Genomic DNA, 19537 nt, shown 5'->3' with positions numbered 1-19537 from the left:
TGAGCTGATTGAAAACATTTAATAAAAGACTAGATTACAAATGAGTATATTTTTTAAGTATATAAAAAGTATTTCTAAAAACCACATTGCTGCCCTTGGTTTTTCTCTTTCAACCATTTTTGTAAAGGTGCAAAGTAATCTAAAACGGCTGTAGCATCCATTTGTTCTGTACCTGTTAGTACTTTGTAAGCTTCTTGCCATGGTTTACTCGCGCCCATTTCTAATACGGTATTTAAAGCGGCTCCAGCTTCTTTACTATCGTAGATGGAACAACGGTGAATAGGATCGGTATTACCTGATATTTCACATAACGCTTTATGAAATTCAAATTGCTGAATATGCGCTAAAAAATAACGTGAGTAGGGTGTTCCACCGGGTATATGGTATTTAGCACCTGGATCAAAGGCATCTTTATCGCGTTCAACGGGAGCTGCAACACCTTGGTATTTCTCACGTAATTCCCACCAAGCGGTGTTGTAGTTTTCAGGAGTAATCTCGCCTGAATACACTTTCCAACGCCATTGATCAACTAATAAACCAAAGGGAATAAAAGCGACTTTATCTAGCGCCATCTTAAGTAACAATCCAATATCTTTAGATTCATCAGGGATGGTATCGATTAAACCAATCTTTTTTAAGTATTTAGGTGTTACAGAAAGCGCTATAGTATCGCCAATCGCCTCATGAAATCCGTCATTTGCACTACCTTGATAATATGTCGATTGATTTTTATATGCGCGTTGGTAAAAGTTGTGTCCAAGTTCGTGATGAATTACCGCAAATTCTTCACCTGTTTTTTGAATACACATTTTAATACGTATATCGTCTTTAGAGTCTAAGTTCCAAGCGGAAGCATGGCAGATAACATCTCTGTCTTTCGGTTTAGTAAATAATGAACGTGACCAAAAGGTTTCTGGTAAAGGATCAAAGCCTAGAGAAGTAAAGAACTTTTCAGCACCTTTTACCATTTTTATTTCATCGTAGTTTTTCTTTTCAAGTTGTTCTGTTAAATCGTATCCAGGGTCGGCATCTTCAGGTGCAACTAAGTCGTAAATATTACCCCAAGATTGTGCCCACATATTTCCCAAAAGGTGTGCAGGAATAGGTTTGTTTTGTGGAACTTTGTCTTCTCCGTATTCTTTACCTAATTCAGTTCTAACATAACAATGTAAATCATCGTATAAAGGCTTAATTTGTCCCCATAAACGATCGAGTTCTTTAGCAAAGTCATCAGCAGGCATATCGTATTTAGAACGCCACATAACGCCTAAGTCTTTATAGCCCAAACTATTTGCACCTTCGTTACCTAGCTCTGCTTGTTTTACGTATAAGGGTTTCATTGCTGGGCTAATGGTGCGCCAACCTTCCCATATTTCTAATAATTCATCATAATCGCGAGATGTAGCCATTGTTGTTGTCATCTCACCTAAATCAAGTGTTTGTCCGGCTTTATTCGTGTAAGTACCTTTACCGTACATGCCATTTAACTGTGAACCTAGTTGGGCTAACTTAGCTGATTTTTCTGGATCTTGTGGTGCAGGCATCACTAAACCTAGCTTTAACATGTCTAGCTTTCTTTTTTGATCTGCAGACACATCAACATTATCGAATTTAGCTGCTTCTATCGCATATTGAACACTGGCTTCGGTTGTTTTTTGGCTAACTCTTGCAGACAAAGCTTCAGTATCTTCAGTGATAAAGTTGCTATAAATCCACTCAGCTTGATTGGCTTCTACACCGAGTTTTATTAACTCTTGCTCTACATTATTTAAAAATGTTTCAGCATCTTTTGCTGTTAATGCTTGGTTGGCTTTTTGAGGTGTTGGAGAAGGTGATTGAACTGAAGCTTCTTCCATACAGCCATATAATACTGTAGACATAACGAGTGCAACGGCTGATAGCGTAAATGATTTATTCATTTTTATAGGATGCTCTTTTGTTTAAAATTATAAAATCAGTATATAAAAATACTTTTCACAGTAAATTAAAATAGTATGAGAAGAGGATTTTCCACGTTAAATAGCGTTCAATAATAAGATTTTATCTTGATCATTAAAACATAACCTTAGCCTTGAGCTGCTATCTAATAAACTTATAGTATAATGTTGCAGCGTTAATAAATGAGTACAAACGTATTTCATTTTACCTTTGTTTATTCAAAACATTGACCTATGCTAGTGTTATACGGTAGTTTAAACATCTGTTTAAACTGCTTGTTTGAAAAATTCAGTTTACTTATTTCAATAAAAAATTTGATCATATTATGAGTACAAAAAATAAGATATTAGACGCCGCGGAACATTTATTTGCTGTAAATGGCTTTAATGGAACATCGTTAAGAGAAATCACTAGCCAAGCAGAAGTTAATTTAGCTGCCGTAAATTATCATTTTGGTTCAAAAAAAGAGCTAATTAAAGCGGTAATGTCTCGTTATATGAATGAACTGTCTCCTCGTTTAGAGAAAACGTTAAAGCAAATTTGTGACGACGATAAAAAACCTACCTTAATTGAAGTGTTCTCTGCTTTTGTTGAACCGCTATTGTGGTTAAATCAATTTAAAGAAAACGGTACGAGTAACTTTTTACAATTACTTGGGCGTGGTTATACCGACAGCCAAGGCTTTTTACGTTGGTTTTTAACCACTCAATATCCGGGGGTTATTTCTAATTTTGTAGAAGCTGTTTACAAAGCTTATCCTGAATTAACCGCTGAAGAAGTGTTTTGGCGGTTACACCTTACTATGGGCACTGTTATATTTACTATGTCTTCAAGCGGCGCTTTAATTGATATTGCTAAAAGTGATTTTGATAAAAATATTGATATTTCAGGTGTTATTCAACAGGTTATTCCTTATATTGCTGCTGGTGTAGCGGCTCCAATTATTCCTTCCAACGCTTGATTAAATCCTATTAAACAACATTTATACCCGTTACCAATCAAGAGGCTATTTCAGAGCGCTTGAGCGATATCAATTCAAGGCAATGCTTTGTAATAATGGTCGTTCCCTTATAAAAAGCATTAACGAAGAAGTGATTTTGCTCAAGCGCTTCTTCGATGGGTCTAAAAACAATTTATGCTTCGTTATTAACTTTAGTAAGGGAATAACCATGACGTAAACTTAATGCCTTGCCTAAATTATTTTTAGTTCCCACTGAAACCTGCATCTTGAATGATAACGGGTATAAACCAAGCTTTAAATGTTGTTTTAATGCGCTTTATCTAGATAAGCCTAATCATTTATATTCTTTTAATGTTAATCATTTATAATCTCTGTATTCATATATTACAGTTAAAAGATGGTTTACATGGGCCCTATAATGTTAGATGTACTGGGTACATCGCTCACTCAAGAAGATAAAGAATTACTGCAACACCCACTTGTGGGGGGGCTTATATTATTCACGCGTAATTTTGAATCTGTAGAACAGCTGTCTGATTTAAATGATCAAATACGTAAAGCAGCCAAAAAAGATTTTCTTATTGCGGTTGATCATGAAGGGGGCCGAGTACAGCGTTTTAGAAAAGGCTTTAGTTTGATCCCTGCAATGGGCTCTCTTATCACCAAAACACAACAAAATGTTTCAAAAGCAAAAGAGTTAGCCACCCATTGTGGTTACGTTATGGCGACTGAAGTGCAAGCCTGTAATATTGATATTAGCTTTGCCCCTGTTTTAGATGTAAACGGTATTAGCGAAGTAATTGGTGATCGCGCTTTTGATTCTCAGCCTGAAGCGATCATTCATTTAGCTAATGCGTTTATTGAAGGTATGCATTTGGCTGGTATGAAAGCAACAGGTAAGCACTTTCCGGGGCATGGCAGTGTTAAAGCTGATTCTCACATAGATTTACCTATTGATTACCGAAAAAGAGCTGAAATAGAAGCATTCGATATTTTACCTTTCAAACACCTTATTAAAGCCAATAAAGTGGATGCGTTAATGCCTGCGCATATTATTTTTCCTGAAATAGATAGCCAAGCTGTTGGTTTTTCATCGTATTGGTTACAGCAAATATTACGCGAATCGCTAGGGTTTGAGGGCGTTATTTTCAGTGATGATTTATCTATGGAAGGCGCATCTTGTGTTGGCGGTTATGTAGAAAGAGCTGAAGCGGCACAACAAGCAGGCTGCGATATGTTGTTATTATGTAATAACCGCGAAGGTTGTATTAGTGTTATTGATAACGCCAATATCAACATAAATAAAATAAGTAACCAACGTATTCAGCGTTTACTTAAAACAACGCATCATAGCTTTAAACAATTAAGTCAAAACCCGCAATGGAATGAATCCATTAAATTTATTGAGCAGTATACTTAATACTCAGCATCTCTTGTTTGTTTTCTATACGAGTATTGTTTAAATTAAATATTATTTACCATGAGGACATTACCTAAAAAATAGCTTGTAAAATTTGAATTTATCACTAAAATTCACCAACTTTTTTTTAGCGTATGTGATTTTAAAATGACTAAAGTAATGATAATTGGCGCTGGCGGTGTAGGTAACGTAGTTACACAAAAGTGCGCTCAACAAAATAATGTATTTACCCAAATTGTATTAGCTAGCAGAACGCTAGCTAAATGTCAGGCTATTGCAAATAGCGTAAAAGAAAAAACAGGCGTAACCGTTAATACAGCGCAAGTTGATGCTGATAATGTTCCTGAACTTGTTGCATTACTTAAGCAAGAAAAACCATTTTTAGTCATTAACGTGGCACTGCCTTATCAAGATTTAACCATTATGGACGCTTGTTTAGAAGCTGGCGTACATTACATGGATACGGCTAATTATGAGCCATTAGATTCTGCAAAATTTGAATACAAATGGCAGTGGGCTTATCAAGAAAAATTCCAAAAAGCAGGATTAACCGCGCTTTTAGGAAGTGGTTTTGATCCCGGCGCGACTAATATGTTTACCGCTTATGTTGCTAAACATTATTTTGATGAAATTCATTACCTAGATATTATTGATGTAAATGGCGGTGATCATGGTTACCCGTTTGCGACTAACTTCAATCCTGAAATTAATATTCGTGAAGTAACAGCAGAGTGTCGTCATTTTGAAAATGGTGAGTTTGTAACCACACCTGCGATGAGTAAAAAAGCGAAATTTACTTGCCCAGATGGTGTTGGCGATTTTGATATTTACCGCATGTATCACGAAGAATTAGAATCATTAACGGTACATTTTCCTACGTTAAAACGTGCACAATTTTGGATGAGCTTTTCAGACAATTATCTTAAGCACTTAGAAGTGTTAGGTAATGTAGGAATGACAGGTATTGAGCCAATTGAATATGAAGGACAGCAAATTGTACCTATTCAATTATTAGCTAAATTATTACCTGATCCTTCAAGCTTAGGACCAAGAACAAAAGGTAAAACTTGTATTGGTACCGTTGTGCGTGGCTTAAAAGACGGTAAAGAAAAAATAGTTTACTGTTACCAAATTTGTGATCACGAAGCTTGTTATAAAGAGGTAGCGTCTCAAGCTATTTCATATACAACTGGCGTTCCAGCAATGATTGGCGCCAAAATGATGGTTGAAAAAAACTGGTTAACACCAGGCGTTTTCAATATCGAGCAGTTTGATCCGGATCTATTCATGGCTGACATGAATGAATTTGGCTTACCGTGGAAAGTTATTGAGCTTGATCAATTCAACCTTGACCAATAAGTACAGCGTCTTATGCAATTTACTGACTTTGCTCAGCTTGACTTAACCCGCTTACCGTCGCCATGTTTTGTGGTAGATGAAATCGCTGTTGAACGTAATTTAAACATATTAAACACCGTTCAACAGCAAAGTGGAGCTAAGGTTCTGCACGCGTTAAAAGCTTTTTCTATGTGGTCGTTAGCGCCGTTAACAAACAAGTACCTTAGTGGTACTTGTTCAAGCGGTTTACACGAAGCTAAATTAGCAAAAGAGTTTTACCATGGCGAAATTCACGTGTATTCAGCTGGCTTTAGTGAAGCTGATATACGCGAGTTAGTTACCTTTGCGCATCATATTGTTTTTAATAGCCCAAGCCAGTTGCTACGTTTTGAAAGCATATGTCGCGAAGCGTTAACAACACGAGACGATTTATCGTTCGGTTTACGCATTAATCCACAACATTCAGAAGGCGAAGTTGCTCTTTACGATCCGTGCGCTAAAGGCTCTCGTTTAGGTACACCAGCGTCTGAGTTGGAAAAATATCTCGCGTTACCTGAATTTCAACAAGCGTTCACGCTTATTTCTGGTCTGCATTTTCATACGCTATGTGAGCAAGGTTTTCTGCCTTTACAGCGTACCTTAGCGAGTGTTGAAGCTAAGTTTTCTCATTTATTTACTACGCTTAAATGGATTAACTTTGGTGGTGGTCATCACATTACCGCACCTGATTACGATACCGAAAGCCTAATTACTTGTATTAAAAGCTTTATGAGTAAATACGCCTTACAAGTTTATATTGAACCCGGTGAAGCCGTTGCGATTGGTACAGGTATTTTAAGTTGTGAAGTACTTGATGTGATTCATAACGACTTTCCGCAATTGATTTTAGATACATCCGCTACATGCCACATGCCTGATACGTTAGAAATGCCATACCGACCTGACATTTCAGGAGCAGGGCAGGCGAATGAAAAACCGCATACCTATCGCTTAGGTGGTTTAACGTGTTTAGCTGGCGATGTAATAAACGACTACAGTTTTGATAAACCTATTCAAGTGGGTCAACGCTTAGTGTTTGAGGATATGGCGCATTACACTATGGTAAAAACTAGTACGTTTAACGGTACGCAATTACCTTCAATCGCTATTTGGAATTCAAAAACTGATAAACTAAATGTTGTAAAATCATTTGGTTATGAAGACTTTAAACAACGGTTATCTTAATACTTTTAGCTTAGCTTTTATCAACGTGGCTTTTATTGATTTTAGCTAAGTTACATAACATTTTCTCTATAATGGCTGCATTATCATGACAAAAAACTATCCTATTTTTCTCGCGTCTGAAATAGAACAATCACCTATCGAACAAGCTGCTTTTTCGGTATTGCCTGTACCTTACGAAAAAACCGTGTCGTACAGTGGCGGAACAGCGCAAGGGCCATTAACTATATTAGAAGCGTCAGAACAACTAGAAACGTGGGACGGAAAATCGAACCCTTCAGCGTTAGGTATTCATACCTGCGATGTGGTTGATTGCACGGTTGACCCAGAGCAAGTGATTGAAAATATCGCCAATGCAGTCACAAAAATACTTAAAGCAGGCAGTATGCCCGTAGTTTTAGGTGGCGAGCATACGGTTACCTACGGTGTTATTAAAGGCTATTTGGATGCAGGTATTACAGATTTTGGTGTTGTGCAAATAGATGCACACGCTGACTTACGCGATGCTTACGAAGGCGATAAGCTAAGCCATGCATCCGTAATGAAACGTTTGGTTGATTTAAACATTCCTCTTTATCAATTAGGTATTCGTGCTTTTTGTGAAGAAGAAATAGCAACACGTGAGAAACACGGCGTTTATTTTCAAGATGCTGACGAGCTCGTACCTCAAAATATTCAAAGCATAAACTTACCAGAAAGCTTTCCTAAAAACGTATTTTTTACGGTAGATATAGATGGAATTGATCCTTCAGTATTTCCTTCTACAGGAACACCTGTGCCGGGCGGTTTATCTTGGTATCAAACTCTGAATTTATTTGAATCGGTAGCGAAACAGCGCAACATTATTGGCTTCGATATTATGGAATATGCGCCGATTGCAGGTTTTCATGCTTACGACTTTTCAGCCGCATTATTAACCTATAAATTGATGGGGATTGTTGAAAGGAATAGTAATACTAAGCTTTCTGTAAGTTAATAATTTGTTATAATAATTGTTTGCTGAAACAAACAAATGGAGTGGGTAAGTTTATTTCTCTTCTTCTTATTTGTCTTATGTTTCCCATTAAACCTTCCAACCTAACCTTTACTATTTAATGCAGTAAAGGTTTTTTAATTTTATTATAAGGATATAAATGACATTTTTTTGTAAGACGTTTATAGGTGCATTAACGCTATTTTCATTTCATGCCGCTGCTAATAATACGGATAAATTCGATTATTTAGGATTGTCTTTGCAGCATAACAGCTATGACGAACTTAACTTTTCCCCGCAAATAGATACTTCTAAATTAACCCCTTTAGATTATAGCTCAAGTTCATCTTCTATAGGTTTTAGAGGATTTGTTGGTCATCAATTCAACCGTTACATTGCTATGGAGGCCGGTGTTACATCATTTGGCAAAGGGGAATTTAAAGTTACTGAAGAATCAACTGACTCAGCTGGTGAAGTAATAAATAACGTTTTATATAGCGGTACATTTAAAACTTTAGCTGGCGATATAAGAGCTATTGGCACATACCCTTTAAGTGATCGTTTATTTTTAAAAGCTCATGTAGGTATTTTAGTTTGGGATAATGAGTTTTCTTACTTAAGCGGTAACGTTTCAGAACTCAACACTCAAGAAGTTAGTGATACAGGTATTACTTTACTAACGGGGCTAGGTATTGGGTATGGTTTTAGCAAAGATTTTGCCCTATCTTTAGATTTTGAAAAAACAGAGATAGCAGATATTACAGCTCAAAATATCAGCTTATCATTACTTATACGTTTGTAAAAACGTATATAAGATCTAGGTATTACCTCACAATGAATTGTTGTGAGGTTTTAAAGCGAGCATAGCTTACTTGTGCTTATTTATCATAACGCTCGTAGGGAATAACCTATGCATATGCTATGATGAGCTTGTTATTACTATTTAAATTTTCTCGCCTGTTATGTATAAGTGCATTTTTAGATTGTTACTTTAACAATACATATCCGAAATCATCTACTTCAATAATATATAGAAGTAATTAAACAGCCTATGCTAGTAGGTTGTTTCTCTTAAATATTCTGAAATTCATACCATTATCCATAGTGGTATTTTTCTTATCTTGCAGAGCTTTGCTTAGCAAACTCTAATATTCCAAAACTCTTAACATAAGAACAGAGCAGACTCTATCAAACTGGCCTATTGGCGAAGCTTTTATACCCATTTGATTAAATAAGTGATCTACTTTTTCATGAGGAAAAATGAGCAGTTAATTAATCTACTTGGTATTTCATTCGTTTATGACGTCGTATTCATTTTATAACGAGGAACAGTTACATGAGCATACTAAAAGTAGGAGTCATAGGGACTTCAAAAAAAGAAGACGAACGTAGATTTCCTATTCACCCTCGACATTTAAAGCGCATTCCTGAAGCACTCCGCAGTCAACTTATATTTGAAGAAGGTTACGGAGAACCTTTTGGTGTTTCAGATGCAGAAATAGCGGATTTAACAGGCGGTATTGCCACACGTCATGAATTATTGGCCGAGGTAGGTACGGTTATTATTGCTAAGCCTGTATTAGCTGATTTAGAAGAACTACGTGAAGGTGGAACATTATGGGGTTATGTACATTGTGTTCAGCAAAAAGACATTACACAGGCGGCTTTAGAGCGTAAACAAACATTAATTGCTTTTGAAGATATGTTTGTTTGGTCGCCAAGTGGTCAAGTTGGGCGTCATACTTTTTATAAAAATAACGAAATGGCAGGGTATTGTGGTGTTTTACATGCGCTGCAATTAAAAGGTATGGATGGTCATTATGGTAATCAACGTAAAATCATTATTTTCGGTTTTGGTGCGGTAAGTCGTGGTGCAATATATGCTTTAAAAGCCCATGGTTTTAGAGATATTACTATTTGTATTCAACGCCCAGATCACGAAGTACGCGAAGAAGTACTTGATTGTAACTATGTTCGAATTCGCGCTGGAGCAGCAGACGAAGCGCGCATGATGGTGATAGAACATGACGGAACAGCAAGGCCGCTAACTGAATTAATCAGCGAAGCAGACATTATGGTCAACGGAACTTTTCAAGATACGGCAAATCCAATCGATTTTATTATTGAATCTGAAAAGGCATGCCTTAAACCTAATGGTTTAATTATTGATGTAAGTTGCGATGAAGGTATGGGCTTCTTTTTTGCTAAACCAACAACCTTTAAAGCACCTATGTTTAAGTATGAAACCATTGACTATTACGCGGTAGACCATACACCGAGTTACCTTTGGGAAAGTGCCACACGTTCTATTTCAGCGGCACTTATTGTTTATTTACCTGTGGTATTAGCCGGTCGTGAGCGTTGGTATGAAGACGATACAATTAGAAAAGCGATCAACCTTGATGAGGGCATTATCAAAAATCCTGCTATCTTGTCATTTCAAAATCGTGCCACTGATTTTCCGTATGCTTATATTGAATAAATTTTATCGGGCGTAAGTTAACCCAACAGCTGTAGAGGTAAGTTATTGCCTCTACAGCTGTATTAAAAAAGTTAAATGATGAGTGTTCTTGATAGGGAAACTGAAGTTAAGTTTATAGTTATCGTCCGGTTGATGTTACTTTATGATAGCTTTGCATTGCAGACATAACAGGTGATTATGTAAGTTATAGTCACCAGTTAATTTCGTTGTAAGTGCCTTATAAACTTCTAATTATTGAAAACACCAAGATAATTAAGTAACACAAGTAAAGCGCCGAATAGACCTGAAAGTGTTAGTAACCAGTAAAATATACAACCAAGAATTCGATCAAACTTAGTTGTATTATCAAATAAAACTGTTGTATTAGCATAAATGAACGAAAATTTACTATTTTCAATTTTACGAGTCCACGCTCTTGGAAGCGAAAAGGCTTGAGCAACATTAATTATATCCCAACCACTAACAAAACCTAAGCCAAGTACATTTTTAGTTTCAGGATTCTTCCTTAACTTTCGCACCGTAATTTGGCCAAAAGCTACATAAAAAATACCCGATGCAATCGAGGCTACAATTAAGATAGCAATCCAAACTTCCCTATCACCCATAATTAATTATCTTGACGATATTCCATTATCGTTTTTATAAAAATATTTTACAGCATGAAAAATCATCATTCTATTGGCGTAAACTATCGTTTATTGCTTAATTGACAAAGTGAGGTAGATGAACTTGTGAGTTGGCTCAACCATTAGTTGTCTGGCGGTAATTAAATAAGCCCTATTGACGGCAATAGGGCTCATATATGCTAGAGCTTATCAATCATTCACTGTCAATTTTTTCACGCTCTTTTTTTTGTTCATTAAGAAGTTTAACTATGTTCGACTTTCCTTTCATTTGTTTTAGCTCTTTAAGTGATACTCTCACTTTCCCTGATTTTTTTTGCATTTTATTTCCTTGATAAATTAAATTCAGCTAGCTCTTCATCTGTAAGTTCATAAAGTTCAGGATCTTCAGATATTTGTTTTTGTATATCTTCTTCGGTTGTTTCATTGAATTTTTTTGAATTAGTTAAACTTTTTAGTTTTCTAATCTGATTTAATGATAAACGCGTTGTATTACTTGTCATTGTTGAAGCCCTTTTGCAAAAGTTCTAGACTCATATTGTACAATTTCTTTTTTATTTGCTCTACGAACAGAAATAAGTCTATTAATAGGTTTACCTAATTCATATATCCTAACAGTATAAACTACGAATAATATTCCAACAGGGCCTTTTCCTATAGTTTGATATCGTGGTTCCCCATAATCATTTCGTGTATCCGTTCTTTCTTGCTTTAAAGGATCATCCCACACTAAAGCAGCATCGATAAAATCAATGCCGCGCTCAAATAGTGTTTTTTGTCTTTTATTTTCATCCCACTCAAATTCCATTTTTTTCTCCTTGTGAAAAACTAAACTTTTATTATATTACTATTAACAAATTATTGTTTAGACGCCTCAATAACGCCCACTTCAATATTGAATAATTTACCAGAAAATACAGTAAACTCAAACTGTTAAAACCTATCTAAACATTCAACTATAAAAAAGCCTATGTTATATAAACACAGGCTCTATTATTTTTTACCCATTACCCTAATTGAAGTAGGGCAATCTTTTATGGTTTAGCAATAAACTTAATTTTATACAGTCTTAATTTTGTACTGCCTTGATTTTATACAGTACGGTAAACAGCACAGGTACAACAATTAACGTTAGTATGGTGGCAAAGCCTAAACCAAACATTATTGTTACCGCCATTGACTCAAAAAACACATCGAATAGTAACGGTATCATACCTAAAATAGTGGTTATTGCGGCCATAGCTACAGGTCTTACACGACTTACGGCAGAATCAAATACGGCGTTGTAAGGCTCTTTTCCTTCGCGAAGTTCTAGGTTTATTTGATCAACCAGCACAATGCCATTTTTAATTAACATGCCTGATAAACTTAATAACCCGAGCAATGCCATAAAGCTAAACGGGGCGCCCATTACAAGCAAGCCTGTTGAAACACCTATAAGTGCAAGTGGTACAGTTGCCCAAATAACAAGCGGCGCTTTAATTGAATTAAACAGCAACACAGTAATAGCAAACATAACTAAATAGCCTAAAGGCAGGCCACCAAATAAGGCGGCTTGTGCTTTTTTAGAAGACTCATGCTCACCACCCCATTCAAAAGAGTAACCTTGAGGTAATTTAATGGCTTCAATTGGCGCCCTAACTCTATTAAATAAACTCGCGGCTGTTTCGTCACCTAAAACATCGTGGTCAGCCATTACGGTAATGGTACGCTTTCTGTCGCGTCTCATTATCAGTGAATCCTCCCAGTCGGTTTCAAAGCCGTTGATGACTTGCGTAATAGGTACGTGCTTACCCGACGATGCGCTGTAAACTTGTAGTTCAGGCAAGGTATCTATGTTTAAACGCTCTTCTTTTGGCGCTCGCGCTACAATAGGGAGCAGCTTAGTACCTTCACGATACAAACCTACTTGCTGACCAGAGAAGTTGGTTAACAAAAGTTCGTCTATATCATGTTTACTTACGCCTACTCGTCGGCCCATAGCTTCGTTAAACTGAGGGCGAATAACTTTAGTGCGCTCTCGCCAATCATGTCGAATATTAAAAGCTTTACCGTCATCTTTTAATACTTGAGTGGCTTGTAATGCTAAATTTCGAAGTACATCAGGATCGGGGCCAGAAAAGCGAGCTTCAATTTTAGCGTCTGTTGTAGGGCCTATTTCCATCGCTTTTACTTTAAACTGAGCTTGCGGATAGTTTTCACTCACGTAAGTACGTAAATCTCCCATAACCTCGGGTAATGCTTCTCTGTTTTCAACACGAATAATTAGCTGTCCAAAAGCAGGATACGACTTTTCAGGCGCATATGTCAGCATAAAACGTGGTGCACCACGGCCTACCGTAGAAGTAATTTGAGTAACCTTATTTTGCTTTAATAAGTAAGCTTGTATCGACTCAATATCTTTTTGTGTTTCTCTGATATCAGAACCTTGAAAACGCCAATAATCTAGGTAAAACATAGGCGTGTTCGACTTAGGAAAAAACGACTGTTTTACTTGACCAAAACCGATAACAGACATGACAAATAAAGCAAGCATCATAAACAAAGTAATGGCTCTGTGTTTCATACATAAACTTAACAAGGCTTTATAACCAGTAAATATAGCGCCTTTGTAATGATCTTCATTTTGATTGTTTGGCTTGGTTTCATCGCCTTCAATATTTTTATTCGTTATTGTTTCTTTAAACATGATATGAGCAAAAAAGGGCGTTAAGGTTATGGCGGTTACCCAGCTCAGCAGTAGTGAAATAAGAAGTACCCAAAATAAACTACCGGCAAATTCACCTGTTGCGTCTGACGATAAACCAATAGGGGCGAATGCTGCAATGGCTATTACCGTGGCACCTAAAAGAGGGAGGTTAGTTTGCGAAGTAATATTTAACGAGGCTTGTAGCTTGGTTTGGCCTTTTTTCATGCCGATGAGAATGCCTTCGGTGACGACAATGGCATTATCAACCAGCATACCTAAAGCAATAATTAATGCACCTAATGATATGCGTTGTAGATCAATACTAAATAAATTCATGAAAATGAAAGTACCTAATACGGTAAGCAGTAATATTACACCAATGAGAATACCAGTTTTTACACCCATAAAAATAAGCAGTACCGCAATAACAATAGCAACGGCTTCTATTAAACTTACCATGAAACTTTGCATGGAATTGTCAACTTCCGCGGGTTGATTATAAACGTTAGCTACCTCTAAACCTATCGGGCGAAAGTTTTCTAATTCGCTAATACGCTCTTCAATATGTTTGCCTATTTCTACAACATTAACACCTGATGAAAACGACACCCCCACTAATAAAGCTTGTTTGTTGTTGTAGTTAGTTATATGGCTAGGCACTTCGGCATAATCGCGACTGATAGTGGCAACATCACCTAAATAAACCAGTTCAGACGCCCCCGGATTTGAAATAATTAAACCTTCTAGTTCTTTAACGGTTTGAAATTCGCCTGTGGGGTGTAAGCGAATGTATTCGCTACCAATTTTAACTTTACCTGAGTTAGATACTTGATTTTGAGTTTGCAGTAATTGATAAATTCTACTGGGTGGAATACCTAACGCTGCCAATTTATTTCGTGTTATTTCAACCACTATTTGCTCTTGTTGTTCACCCGAAACATTAACTTTGCCTACGCCTTTCATTAACACGAGTTCGCGACGTAAATAGTCAGCATAATCTTTTAGCTCTTCGTAAGAGTAACCATCACCGCTAATGGCAAGTAATACGCCAAATACATCACCAAAATCGTCAATTACGGTAGGAGGATAAACGCCGGGAGGAAGCTTTGGTGTGAGGTCATTAATTTTGCGTCTTAATTCATCCCAAATTTGCTTTAAATCGTTTTTACGGTAAGTGGGTTTCATCTCTACCACAATTTGAGAAAACCCTGCACTTGAAATAGAGGTTACAAATTTTACATAAGGGAGTTGTTGAATGGCATTCTCAATGGGGTAACTTACTTCTTCCTCAACTTGGGTAGGTGAAGCGCCTGGGTAAGCCGTAGTGACCATTGCCATTTTTAAGGTAAATTCAGGATCTTCTAAACGTCCTAAACCGTTATAGGCAATAATGCCACCAAACAGTAATATAAACACAAACATCCAGCTGGTTACGCTGTTTTTTATAGAATACTCGGTAAGTTTCATTTATAAGCCCTTTTCACGATTCCAAGGACGAATCTGCATGCCTTCAGTTAAAAAGTTACTGCCTGCTGCAATAATTTGGTCACCTGCACTTAGGCCTGAAAGCACTTCAATACCCGTGCTTTTTACTTCTCCTACTTCAACTGGAACGCTATGTACTTTCATGGTATTTGGATCAACTTTCCAAACAAACTTTTTCGGGTGATTAAGCGGTTTATCTTCAGGTGAAAATACGGCGCTGATAGGTAAAATAAGTGCTTGTGATTCTAAGTGAGTTATTTTAGAAAGGTCTATGCGAATATTGGCAGACATACCGGGTAGGGCATTAAAATCTTTAGGAGTGGGTAAAGAAAAAACAACTTTATAAGTAAGCGTAGAAGGATCTGCTTGTGTGTCCCATTCTTTAACGGTAGCTAAAAACTCTTGATCAGGGTGTGAATCAAAAATAACCGTTGGTTGATGCTTAGAGCCTTTTTTAACACGTGACGCGATGTTTTCAGGCATTTGTATTGAAATGTCAATAATGTCTAGTGTTTGTAAATCTATAATGGTTTGTTTAGCTTGAACATGGTCAAAGTTTTTAATAAATACTTTAGAGATATTGCCCGAGAAAGGCGCGTGTAAATAGGTGTATTCTAAATTGTTTTTAGCCACGTTAAGAGACGATAGCGCAACCCCTAAATTAGCTTTTGCTTCGTCAAAACCTGATTGAGAGCCTAACTTACGTGCTAATAAAAGTTTAGCTTGTTCAAATTGAGATTTAGCTAAATCATATCGCGCTTGTCTATCGTCAAGTTGCAGCTCAAAGTCTGTAGGATCTAATCGTGCGACCACATCGCCTTTTTCAACTGTATTGCCCGGTTTTACTGGGAAATCGATAACTTGCCCACTTACTCTAAACGCCAGTTTAGATGTGGCATTTGCTTCAACTTCTCCAGGGAAATTACGTATCGCCTGTTCAGAAGGATCTACTACCGTAAATATTTTAGCTGGGCGAATAAGTTTTTCTTTATCAGGAGCTGGTGTTGAATTATCGCAACCCGATATCAGCAATATTACGGGTATAAATAAGGTTGAAATAATGTAGTGAATTTTATGAGCCTGTAAAAACATATGAGCCTCTAGATAATAGATAGAATAAATCCGTTTTAGTACAACAATTATAGCTTGAGAATACTAATAAAAGTATTGATATAAATTAATTAACTTGTTCAATTTAATTTATACTCTTTGATAGCTATTATTTAGAACCGTAAGTAAATGACCTTAGATCAAATTAGAACATTATGCCGCATTGTTGAATGCGGAACTTTGCAAAAAGCCGCAATAAGTTTACATAAAACCCAACCAGCATTGTCTATGGCATTAAAAAAGCTAGAGGCAGAATATGGTTTTCAAATTTTAACCCGAGATAACTACCGATTAACCTTAACCGAAGCTGGTAAGTTGTTTTATCATAAAGCACAAGAGTTACTGCAATCTGCTTCGCAGCTTAATTCTTTAGGGCAACATTTAGGTGAAGGGAATGAAGCTAAAATAAGGCTAGGTTACGACGCTATATGCCCGCTATCGAATATATTATCGGTGTTAAAACGCTGCCAAACTCAATTTCCCTATACTGAAATTGAATTAATTGGTGAGTCTCGTTTTGGTTCTTTAGATTTACTCAAAAAAGAAAAAATTGATTTAGCCATTAGCCCATGGTGGCCAACTCTATATGCTTTAGGTGACTTAGAGTCATTACCTATCAGCCATTTCAGTATTATTTTAGTGGCAGCACCTCAATTATTTCCTACTTTTAAAAACATTAATATTAATGACTTAAAACAAGAGGTGCACATTAATGTGGAAGAGAGCGATTTAAGCTTTGACACTCACGATCTTATTTTACTTAAAGGTTGCAGACAGTGGCGAACCAAAGACGCTTACACCCTTAAAAATATGCTCGTTGAAGGGTTAGGCTGGGGTTATATTCCTGAATTTATGGTGGAAGAAGAGCTTAAGTCAGGCCAACTTATTAAGCTACAACCTGCTGAACTTGAATACAGCATAAGTGGTGAGATACGTTTAATTAAACGACAAGAAACTTCATTAGGGCCTGTTTCAAGTATGATTTGGAATGAGTTTTCATAAGAGAGAGAAGGTTTCATCTTAAATTCTTTAGTTTATGCACATTACTTGCACATTTAATTGCTACTCTTTTTTTATGAAATGGTTGCTTGCTCAATAATATTAAGGTTAATTGTTGGTTTATGAATATTCAAAAAAAGTTTTTTTTAATATTTTTTGGCTTTAGTTTGGTATTGGTTTTATTCCTTGTTTTACTTATGCAGTGGAGCCTTGGCAAAGGCATGATTGAATACGTTAATACTAAAGAAATAGAAACACTTACCCCGGTAGTAAAAGAACTCGCTACAGAATATCAAAAACATGATAATTGGCAGGGTATGAGTGGAAAGCATAAAAAATTACGATACTTAATTTCAGAAAGCCTTTCGAACAGTGACTTTTCAAACAGGCCACCCGCTTTAGGTTTTCAGCATAGAAGGCCTTCAGAGTTACCGCCTCAAGATCGTGAGCATAGCAGAGCAAGAGATGGTTTTGCTTTAGGTGAGCATTTACCGCCACCACCGCACCCTTCTGGTAGCGAAGCACATTATGCTTTATTTGACAGTAATAACGTACTTATTGCAGGCAAGGCTTTCGAAAACTTGGAATACAGCAAGAAAAAGATCCTTGTTAATAATAACACGGTAGGTTTTTTAGCGGTGTCTAAACGTAATCAATTAACCCAAGGTTACGAGCTCGATTTTATAGAGCAACAACAGCAGTATTTATGGCTGATCGGGATTCTTTTAATGGGGTTAGTGGCTTTAGTTGCTTTACCTTTAGCAAGGCATGTTGTTGAGCCTATTCGCTTAATTACCCGAGGTGTACATAAATTAACGCAGGGAGATTATCAACATCCTATTCATTTGAATCGACAAGACGAACTCGGTGAGCTGAGTCGCGACTATAATGAATTAGCGCTTACCTTGTCGGAAAATGAAATAGCGAGAAAACGCTGGTTAGCTAATATCTCTCACGAGTTACGCACGCCTATTGCAATTTTAAGTGGCGAGCTTGAGGCGATGCTTGATGGTATTAGGCCATTAACGCAAAGCAATATTTCTTCTGCAAATGACGAATTAAAACATTTAACACATCTTATTGAAGATTTACAACAACTTACTAGCGCTGATATTGGCGGCATGCGCTACCGTAAAAAGCATGAAAACTTAGTCGAGTTATTACAAAGTGAAGAAGACAAATATCGTAGTTACTTGTCTGATGCTGGCATGACACTGAGTGTAGATGTTAAGGATAAAAACATTGCTATTTATGTTGATAAAACAAGGCTGTATCAATTGTTTGAAAACATTATTAATAATGCCATTAAGTATTCAAACGGCACTAAATTTAAAATATCGTTAGGTGTTGAAGCAAAGGCTACAGAGTCCTTAGCGTTTATTACTTTTGAAGATAATGGATGTGGAGTTGACGATAAGCACTTAGGTAACTTATTTGAACACCTATACCGTGTTGAAAACTCTAGAAATCGTAAAACAGGTGGTTCAGGTTTAGGTTTGTCTATATGCCGTCACATTGTTAATGCACATCAAGGTGAAATATTCGCTGAACATTCAAGTTTAGGCGGCTTAGCTATCGTGATTAAATTACCAATTGCCTAAAATAATGAGAGAACGTATATGACAAATTCAATATTAATCGTAGAAGATGAAGTAAAACTTGCAAACTTGTTACACGACTACTTTGAGAATTCAGACTTTATACCTCACTTAATTCATCATGGTGACGAGGTGATACCATGGGTAAAAGAGCATAAGCCCAGCGTTATTTTACTTGACGTTATGTTACCCGGTAAAAACGGTATTGAGCTTTGCAAAGAAATTCGCCAATTTTCAAATATTCCTATTTTAATGGTTACTGCAAAAACTGATGAAATAGATCGTCTTTTAGGGCTAGAGTTAGGCGCTGATGATTATATTTGTAAGCCTTTTAGTTTTAGGGAAGTGGTTGCTAGAGTGAAGGCCGTATTACGAAGAATTCAGCATGTAGATAACAAACTTAATATGTTGCAGCTTGATGAACATCGTTTTACGGTTACGTTGAATCAGCAAGAGGTCACATTAACTTCAGTTGAGTTTCAATTACTGAAGCCTTTAGTGAATAAGCCAGAACGTATTTTTACGCGAACACAGTTGATGGAAAATATGTATTCAGATCACCGTATTGTTAATAATCGTACTATCGATAGCCACATAAAAAAATTACGTAAAAAGCTCTTAAGCATTAGTGATGGTAAAGATTGGATTGAATCAGTATATGGTACAGGTTACCGTTTAGTTTTATAAAATATCGCTCGTT

17 protein-coding genes are annotated in these 19537 nt (G+C 36.6%); 10 read left to right on the top strand and 7 right to left on the bottom strand.

All coding sequences use genetic code 11. The annotated features are described in order from the left end of the window. Positions 1-74: 74 nt before the first annotated feature. On the bottom strand, positions 75-1919 hold the full coding sequence (locus B0X80_RS02830; protein WP_077338291.1) for a M2 family metallopeptidase: 1845 nt from the start codon (positions 1917-1919) through the stop codon (positions 75-77). A gap of 344 nt (positions 1920-2263) precedes the next feature. On the opposite strand from B0X80_RS02830, the gene psrA reads away from it, so the two are divergent. From psrA to B0X80_RS02795, 7 genes are all read left to right on the top strand, one after another. After that, positions 2264-2899 (top strand): TetR family transcriptional repressor PsrA, encoded by a 636-nt coding sequence (psrA, locus tag B0X80_RS02825; RefSeq protein ID WP_077338290.1) that lies wholly within the window; start codon positions 2264-2266, stop codon positions 2897-2899. Positions 2900-3305: 406 nt separating this feature from the next. Further along, positions 3306-4319 carry a beta-N-acetylhexosaminidase gene (gene nagZ / locus B0X80_RS02820; RefSeq protein ID WP_077338289.1) on the top strand — a complete coding sequence of 338 codons (1014 nt, stop codon included), beginning with the start codon at positions 3306-3308 and terminating at the stop codon, positions 4317-4319. 147 nt (positions 4320-4466) lie between these two features. Continuing rightward, on the top strand, positions 4467-5678 hold the full coding sequence (locus B0X80_RS02815; protein WP_077338288.1) for a saccharopine dehydrogenase family protein: 1212 nt from the start codon (positions 4467-4469) through the stop codon (positions 5676-5678). 12 nt (positions 5679-5690) lie between these two features. After that, positions 5691-6881: a carboxynorspermidine decarboxylase gene (gene nspC / locus B0X80_RS02810; protein WP_077338287.1), complete on the top strand. Its 1191-nt coding sequence runs from the start codon at positions 5691-5693 to the stop codon at positions 6879-6881. An 85-nt stretch (positions 6882-6966) separates the two neighbouring features. Further along, the gene (gene speB, locus B0X80_RS02805) at positions 6967-7854 is read left to right on the top strand and encodes an agmatinase (protein ID WP_077338286.1); all 888 of its coding nucleotides are present in this window, start codon (positions 6967-6969) and stop codon (positions 7852-7854) included. A 157-nt stretch (positions 7855-8011) separates the two neighbouring features. After that, positions 8012-8653, top strand: a complete 642-nt coding sequence (locus B0X80_RS02800) for an outer membrane beta-barrel protein (RefSeq protein ID WP_077338285.1) — start codon at positions 8012-8014, stop codon at positions 8651-8653. Positions 8654-9187: 534 nt separating this feature from the next. After that, positions 9188-10333 (top strand): N(5)-(carboxyethyl)ornithine synthase, encoded by a 1146-nt coding sequence (locus B0X80_RS02795; RefSeq protein ID WP_077338284.1) that lies wholly within the window; start codon positions 9188-9190, stop codon positions 10331-10333. Positions 10334-10560: 227 nt separating this feature from the next. Here B0X80_RS02795 and B0X80_RS02790 read toward each other — a convergent pair whose 3' ends face one another. From B0X80_RS02790 to B0X80_RS02770, 6 genes are all read right to left on the bottom strand, one after another. Continuing rightward, a complete protein-coding gene (locus tag B0X80_RS02790) occupies positions 10561-10938 on the bottom strand; it encodes a hypothetical protein (RefSeq protein WP_077338283.1) in 378 nt (125 codons plus the stop codon). Positions 10939-11152: 214 nt separating this feature from the next. Continuing rightward, complete coding sequence (locus tag B0X80_RS20625) at positions 11153-11278, bottom strand: hypothetical protein (RefSeq protein WP_281252983.1); 126 nt, start codon at positions 11276-11278, stop codon at positions 11153-11155. 1 nt (position 11279) lies between these two features. Next, positions 11280-11459: a hypothetical protein gene (locus B0X80_RS02785; protein WP_077338282.1), complete on the bottom strand. Its 180-nt coding sequence runs from the start codon at positions 11457-11459 to the stop codon at positions 11280-11282. Next, positions 11456-11764 carry a BrnT family toxin gene (locus B0X80_RS02780; protein ID WP_077338281.1) on the bottom strand — a complete coding sequence of 103 codons (309 nt, stop codon included), beginning with the start codon at positions 11762-11764 and terminating at the stop codon, positions 11456-11458. Before B0X80_RS02780 ends, B0X80_RS02785 begins: the two co-directional genes overlap by 4 nt. Positions 11765-12025: 261 nt before the next feature. Continuing rightward, positions 12026-15112 carry an efflux RND transporter permease subunit gene (locus B0X80_RS02775; RefSeq protein ID WP_077338280.1) on the bottom strand — a complete coding sequence of 1029 codons (3087 nt, stop codon included), beginning with the start codon at positions 15110-15112 and terminating at the stop codon, positions 12026-12028. Then, positions 15113-16222 (bottom strand): efflux RND transporter periplasmic adaptor subunit, encoded by a 1110-nt coding sequence (locus B0X80_RS02770; RefSeq protein WP_077338279.1) that lies wholly within the window; start codon positions 16220-16222, stop codon positions 15113-15115. A gap of 147 nt (positions 16223-16369) precedes the next feature. Between B0X80_RS02770 and B0X80_RS02765 the strand changes: the two genes are divergently transcribed. The 3 genes from B0X80_RS02765 to B0X80_RS02755 all read left to right on the top strand — a co-directional run bounded on the left by B0X80_RS02765 (position 16370) and on the right by B0X80_RS02755 (position 19524). Next, a complete protein-coding gene (locus B0X80_RS02765; protein WP_077338278.1) occupies positions 16370-17242 on the top strand; it encodes a LysR family transcriptional regulator in 873 nt (290 codons plus the stop codon). A gap of 119 nt (positions 17243-17361) precedes the next feature. Next, entirely contained in the window at positions 17362-18840 is a 1479-nt protein-coding gene (locus B0X80_RS02760) for an ATP-binding protein (protein ID WP_077338277.1), read from the top strand. Positions 18841-18858: 18 nt separating this feature from the next. Then, positions 18859-19524, top strand: a complete 666-nt coding sequence (locus B0X80_RS02755; protein ID WP_076418386.1) for a response regulator — start codon at positions 18859-18861, stop codon at positions 19522-19524. Positions 19525-19537 lie beyond the last annotated feature (13 nt).

It is taken from the genome of Pseudocolwellia agarivorans (genome assembly GCF_002000085.1).
GTDB lineage: Bacteria > Pseudomonadota > Gammaproteobacteria > Enterobacterales > Alteromonadaceae > Pseudocolwellia > Pseudocolwellia agarivorans.
The sequence above is the reverse complement of the archived record's forward strand: the minus strand, read 5'-3'. Positions and strand labels throughout refer to the sequence as shown.

Excerpts from the sequence above, each read along its gene's own strand:
- B0X80_RS02790 (WP_077338283.1), bottom strand. The coding sequence starts at position 10,938 with ATGGGTGATAGGGAAGTTTGGATTGCTATCTTAATTGTAGCCTCGATT.
- B0X80_RS02770 (WP_077338279.1), bottom strand. The coding sequence starts at position 16,222 with ATGTTTTTACAGGCTCATAAAATTCACTACATTATTTCAACCTTATTT.
- B0X80_RS02800 (WP_077338285.1), top strand. The coding sequence starts at position 8,012 with ATGACATTTTTTTGTAAGACGTTTATAGGTGCATTAACGCTATTTTCA.
- B0X80_RS02830 (WP_077338291.1), bottom strand. The coding sequence starts at position 1,919 with ATGAATAAATCATTTACGCTATCAGCCGTTGCACTCGTTATGTCTACA.
- B0X80_RS02765 (WP_077338278.1), top strand. The coding sequence starts at position 16,370 with ATGACCTTAGATCAAATTAGAACATTATGCCGCATTGTTGAATGCGGA.
- B0X80_RS02760 (WP_077338277.1), top strand. The coding sequence starts at position 17,362 with ATGAATATTCAAAAAAAGTTTTTTTTAATATTTTTTGGCTTTAGTTTG.
- B0X80_RS02795 (WP_077338284.1), top strand. The coding sequence starts at position 9,188 with ATGAGCATACTAAAAGTAGGAGTCATAGGGACTTCAAAAAAAGAAGAC.
- psrA (WP_077338290.1), top strand. The coding sequence starts at position 2,264 with ATGAGTACAAAAAATAAGATATTAGACGCCGCGGAACATTTATTTGCT.
- B0X80_RS02775 (WP_077338280.1), bottom strand. The coding sequence starts at position 15,112 with ATGAAACTTACCGAGTATTCTATAAAAAACAGCGTAACCAGCTGGATG.
- B0X80_RS02755 (WP_076418386.1), top strand. The coding sequence starts at position 18,859 with ATGACAAATTCAATATTAATCGTAGAAGATGAAGTAAAACTTGCAAAC.
- B0X80_RS20625 (WP_281252983.1), bottom strand. The coding sequence starts at position 11,278 with ATGCAAAAAAAATCAGGGAAAGTGAGAGTATCACTTAAAGAGCTAAAA.
- B0X80_RS02815 (WP_077338288.1), top strand. The coding sequence starts at position 4,467 with ATGACTAAAGTAATGATAATTGGCGCTGGCGGTGTAGGTAACGTAGTT.
- B0X80_RS02780 (WP_077338281.1), bottom strand. The coding sequence starts at position 11,764 with ATGGAATTTGAGTGGGATGAAAATAAAAGACAAAAAACACTATTTGAG.
- nagZ (WP_077338289.1), top strand. The coding sequence starts at position 3,306 with ATGGGCCCTATAATGTTAGATGTACTGGGTACATCGCTCACTCAAGAA.
- nspC (WP_077338287.1), top strand. The coding sequence starts at position 5,691 with ATGCAATTTACTGACTTTGCTCAGCTTGACTTAACCCGCTTACCGTCG.
- speB (WP_077338286.1), top strand. The coding sequence starts at position 6,967 with ATGACAAAAAACTATCCTATTTTTCTCGCGTCTGAAATAGAACAATCA.
- B0X80_RS02785 (WP_077338282.1), bottom strand. The coding sequence starts at position 11,459 with ATGACAAGTAATACAACGCGTTTATCATTAAATCAGATTAGAAAACTA.